Genomic DNA, 4,269 nt, shown 5'->3' with positions numbered 1-4,269 from the left:
ATAACTTGTCACCGGTTGAGTATGAAAGGCGTTACTTTAAGAGCCTAACGGGTGTCTAGAATATCCGGGGCGATTCATTTTATTTCTACGGCAGACCGGAAAGTATTGAGCTGTGGTATCGCGGCGAGACTCGCTATGTAGATTATGAGGTAGACGTCGAGCTTAGAGATCCACCTTTGTCAGAGTAGCGCTGAGATCATCTGATGATAATGCAATATTTATTTGGGTAGAAATGTTTTGGACTAACATACAGTGACTATCGGGGTGGAGTCATTACGCGGCTAATATCATTTTCAAAGCCCAGCCATTACTCTATGCACTCAGCTTACCCAAGGCGATCCATCGATCTTATGACGAGAAAAACACTAGGCTTGAAAGTCAAACGGCAGCAAGAGGTCAAGCCCGCCAACGACGTTGAAGATCAATTCACCGATGACCCCGAAAAACGCTTTCTAAACGGCGTTGCCATTCATCCTTCCCCCCGCATTCACCTGGAGCCTGGTTCCACCCAGCGCAGCGTGCGGGCGATGGATTTGATTACGCCCATCGGGATGGGGCAGCGTGGCTTGATCGTCGCACCGCCCGGCTCCGGTAAAACGACGCTGCTCAAACATATCTGCCAGGCCGTGGCCGAGGCGCACCCGGAAATAAAGCTGTATGCCTTGCTAATCGATGAGCGCCCGGAAGAGGTAACGGACTTCAAGCGTAGCGTGACGGCCGAGGTGCACGCCTCATCGTCGGACGAAACCTACACCCACCACGTGCGGATGGCCGACCAGCTTCTGGCGTCGGCGCGTAGGCAAGCCGGCGAGGGCCACGATGTGATGATTGTGATCGACTCATTAACGCGGCTCTCGCGCGTTCATAATGCCGAGCAGCGGGGCAATGGTCGTACCATGTCTGGTGGGTTGGATAGCCGAGCGATGGAAATACCCCGCAAGCTGTTTGGCGCCGCGAGGAAGATCGAAAACGGTGGGTCGCTCACTATTCTAGCTACCGTACTGGTGGATACGGGAAGCCGTATGGATCAGGTGATCTTCGAGGAATTCAAGGGCACGGGCAATATGGAAATCGTGCTGTCACGCGAGGTGGCCAATCAACGGATCTTTCCGGCTATCGATATCGCCAAGAGCAGCACCCGCCGTGAAGAGCTTTTGATCGATGCAAAGGATATCGAAAAAGTACGCACACTGCGTCGCGCGTTGACACAACTTAAGCCAACCGAGGGCGCGCAGAAGTTATTGGAGCTATTGGAGAAATATCCAACCAATGCCGAGCTGCTGGAAGCGTTTTCAGCCCCCGAGTAGTGAGAGCGAAGTTTGTCGGCCCCTGTGCTTATCAATGTGTTGGTGGATGGACTCCGGTTTAAAAAAACAGCAGGGAAGCTCACCTTTTATTCATTCAATAGGTGAGCTTCTTTGTTACGTATTAGCGATTACTTCTTTTTATAATTCAAGTTTGAAGCGGGTAGTGCTTTTTTAACCGGAAAGCCTTCGATTTCCTTACGCTCAATGATGCTGTTCAATCGCCTTTCAATGGCACAAAGATTTTTAAAGTCACTGATGTCGACCAAAGAGATGGCTTCACCCGAGGCACCCGCACGGCCGGTCCGGCCAATACGGTGGATGTATTCTTCTGGCTGAAAGGGTAAATCGTAATTCACTACACGGCTCAGTTCACCGATATCCAAACCACGACCGGCCACCCCTGTAGCGATCAGGTACTTGAGCTCGCCGGATTTGAACTGACCTAAAACTTGTTCGCGCATGGCCTGGCTTCTACCGCCATGAATGGAATCTGCGATGATGCCGCGTTTTTCCAATTGGGCAACAAGCTTCGCGGCATTGTGTTTTTTCTCGGTAAAAATAAGCGCCTGATCCCACTCTTGCTCGTTGATCAAGTGACTCAACAAGGCCGACTTGGCGTCTTTGTCTACCGCGATTAGCCATTGCTTGATGCTGGCGGCGGCGCGCTCGTTGGGAGAAATGGATATTTCAGACGCTAGATCGGTCATCTTGCTGTCTGAAAAACCGTAGGCCAGCGCCCGAACGTCGCCGGTCATGGTCGCCGAAAACAACAGATTCTGACGGTTTTCAGGCAGGCGTTCTATGATTTTGTTGATATCGTCGACAAAACCCATGTCGACCATTCTGTCTGCTTCGTCCAGCACCATGGCTTTAAGTTCATCAAAGTGCAGCGCACGCTGATGAGCCAAATCCAGCAATCTGCCCGGTGTGGCGACAAGAATATCAACCCCTTCAATCAAGCGCTCTTTTTGAGGTTCGCTATCAACACCCCCATACACCGCCATAGATGTTAAGTGCAGGTGTTTAGCGTATTGAGCCACACTGGCTTCGACCTGAATCGCTAATTCGCGGGTTGGGACCAGGATCAGCGCACGTATGCGTTTGCCGCGTAACGTGCCCGCTGTGCTGAACCGTTCTAGCAGAGGCAGAACAAAGGCAGCGGTTTTGCCGGTTCCGGTTTGAGCGGTGGCGATTAAATCTTTACCCGAAAGAATGGCAGGAATCGCCTGTTCCTGGATGGGCGTTGGTGTTTTGTAACCTAGTTCGGTAATCGCTTGAACCAAAGGACTGGATAAGCCTAGTTTTGCAAAGGGCATAAGAAGCTCTGACGGGATGTCGTAAGGGGTGTCGAAAAAAAGATGCCGCAGTATAGCGTAAAAGCAGCCGTCCGTAGATCGAATAATGCATTAGCTTTATGGCGGTAAACAGTGCTTAATGTAATGATTTTGAAGGAATTTATTACAATAAATTAGAAGTTTTTTATGGTGCGATTTAATTTTTAGGATCTTATTTTGTTTGCTTCTAGTGCTGTGTTTTTGATTTGAAATCCAGTTTCGTTGGATGTTGTTATGGGGCGATTAAATATTTAATTTAGTTGACCTTTTCCCTAAAAAATTAATACAGCTGGCTTATGGATATTTTCCGCATTATCCCTCCCTAATCCCTCCCTCTAAGCTGAATTGGCAAGTCTCAAGCCAATAACACCCGCATGGGTGGGCTCTTATGAAGGTCAGCGCTAGCCACCTCGAATAGCTCCCCATACTCAATCCTGCCATCCTATTCCAAGCATCCGAACCTGTGCGGTACGTAGCGTCTTTCTTTATAAAAGCACGCTCAGCGAGCGATAATAATGCCACTAGACTCAATGTCTCACCAAAACATATGTCTGCGTAGCATGTGGGGTCATAAAATTTCTGCGCGACCTAATCATAATTTATTAATAGAGTATGATAAAATAAAGTAAAACGAGCGGGCATGCGAATGTTGGATTTATATCTTTATTGCTAGCTCAGTGTTTTATACAATAGTTAGTTATAATTAGTTTTGTGGGCTGTGTAAAGCTATTAAAAGTTATGCGCATCCAAGAATTTTATATAACTGACTATATAATTATGTTAGTCATTCAGGGGGTTATATGATTGAATCTCAGTTTAAAGAGTTTATTGATTTTGTTGTTTCACAGTCTAATAAGCAGCATCCAACTATTGGCGGGCGAAGTATATTTAACGTTGAAGTAGTTGGCAATGAACTTGTGTTTATCCCAAGTGGCTCGGGAATACGTCGGAAGTCGGGTAATGCGAGAAAGTTTTTTGAACGACATAGAGAAAATGGCTCTTATAAAACAACAGATTATTCCGAGAAGTCTGTAAATGCGTCTTATTATTTATCTTTGTTAAAAAGCTTTTATGCTAAAGATAATGAAGTTTCTTATTTTGAAAGTATTGAATCACCTAAGGCGGTCGAAGGTTATTTGTTAGATTTTAAATATTTTAAACTTAAGAGAGCTAGGTTTTTAGCTGATGAATGCAAAAAAAGAGACGATTATAAGTGTCAGGCTTGCAATTTTAAGCTTAGTGTTAATGGTAAATATGTAATAGAATGTCATCATAAATTTCCACTTGCAGAGTCTGGAAAAACTACAACTGAGCTAAGTGATTTAATATCACTATGTCCAACATGTCACCGTTTAACTCATTTGCGACAGCCTGCTTTGTCTATAACTGAACTTAGAAGAATGTTGAAGGATGCCTGAAAAGTTATTTAAAAGGACACGAAAGTTAGTTTCTGCTTCTTTATCGTTAATGTTAGCCAATACTCTTTTACCTACTGGTAGGGCGTTGAGGCGGTAGAGACCTCCTCTGACGCCTACATTTTGGTAGAATTAGGGAAGGTCTGAATAACTGCCGATATTCATCAACGCTCACTTGAGCCGACAAAAAATCGAAAATTCAGACACTCTTCT

At 45.9% G+C, this 4,269-nt stretch carries 3 protein-coding genes; 2 read left to right on the top strand and 1 reads right to left on the bottom strand.

Features of this window, described 5'->3' with window-relative positions; translation table 11 throughout:
• Positions 1-350 precede the first annotated feature (350 nt).
• A complete protein-coding gene (gene rho, locus INT33_RS20750) occupies positions 351-1,307 on the top strand; it encodes a transcription termination factor Rho (RefSeq protein WP_193092920.1) in 957 nt (318 codons plus the stop codon).
• Positions 1,308-1,435: 128 nt separating this feature from the next.
• On the opposite strand, the gene INT33_RS20745 is transcribed toward rho, so the two are convergent.
• Positions 1,436-2,623, bottom strand: coding sequence for a DEAD/DEAH box helicase (locus tag INT33_RS20745; protein WP_193092919.1), 1,188 nt, complete (start codon positions 2,621-2,623; stop codon positions 1,436-1,438).
• A gap of 818 nt (positions 2,624-3,441) precedes the next feature.
• Here INT33_RS20745 and INT33_RS20740 point away from each other — a divergent pair.
• A complete protein-coding gene (locus INT33_RS20740) occupies positions 3,442-4,059 on the top strand; it encodes an HNH endonuclease (RefSeq protein WP_193092918.1) in 618 nt (205 codons plus the stop codon).
• The last annotated feature ends 210 nt before the right edge of the window (positions 4,060-4,269 follow it).

The organism is Halomonas colorata, from assembly GCF_014897985.1.
GTDB classification, from domain to species: Bacteria; Pseudomonadota; Gammaproteobacteria; order Pseudomonadales; family Halomonadaceae; genus Vreelandella; species Vreelandella colorata.
Note: the sequence above shows the minus strand (reverse complement) of the source record. Positions and strands in the feature narration are given on the sequence as shown.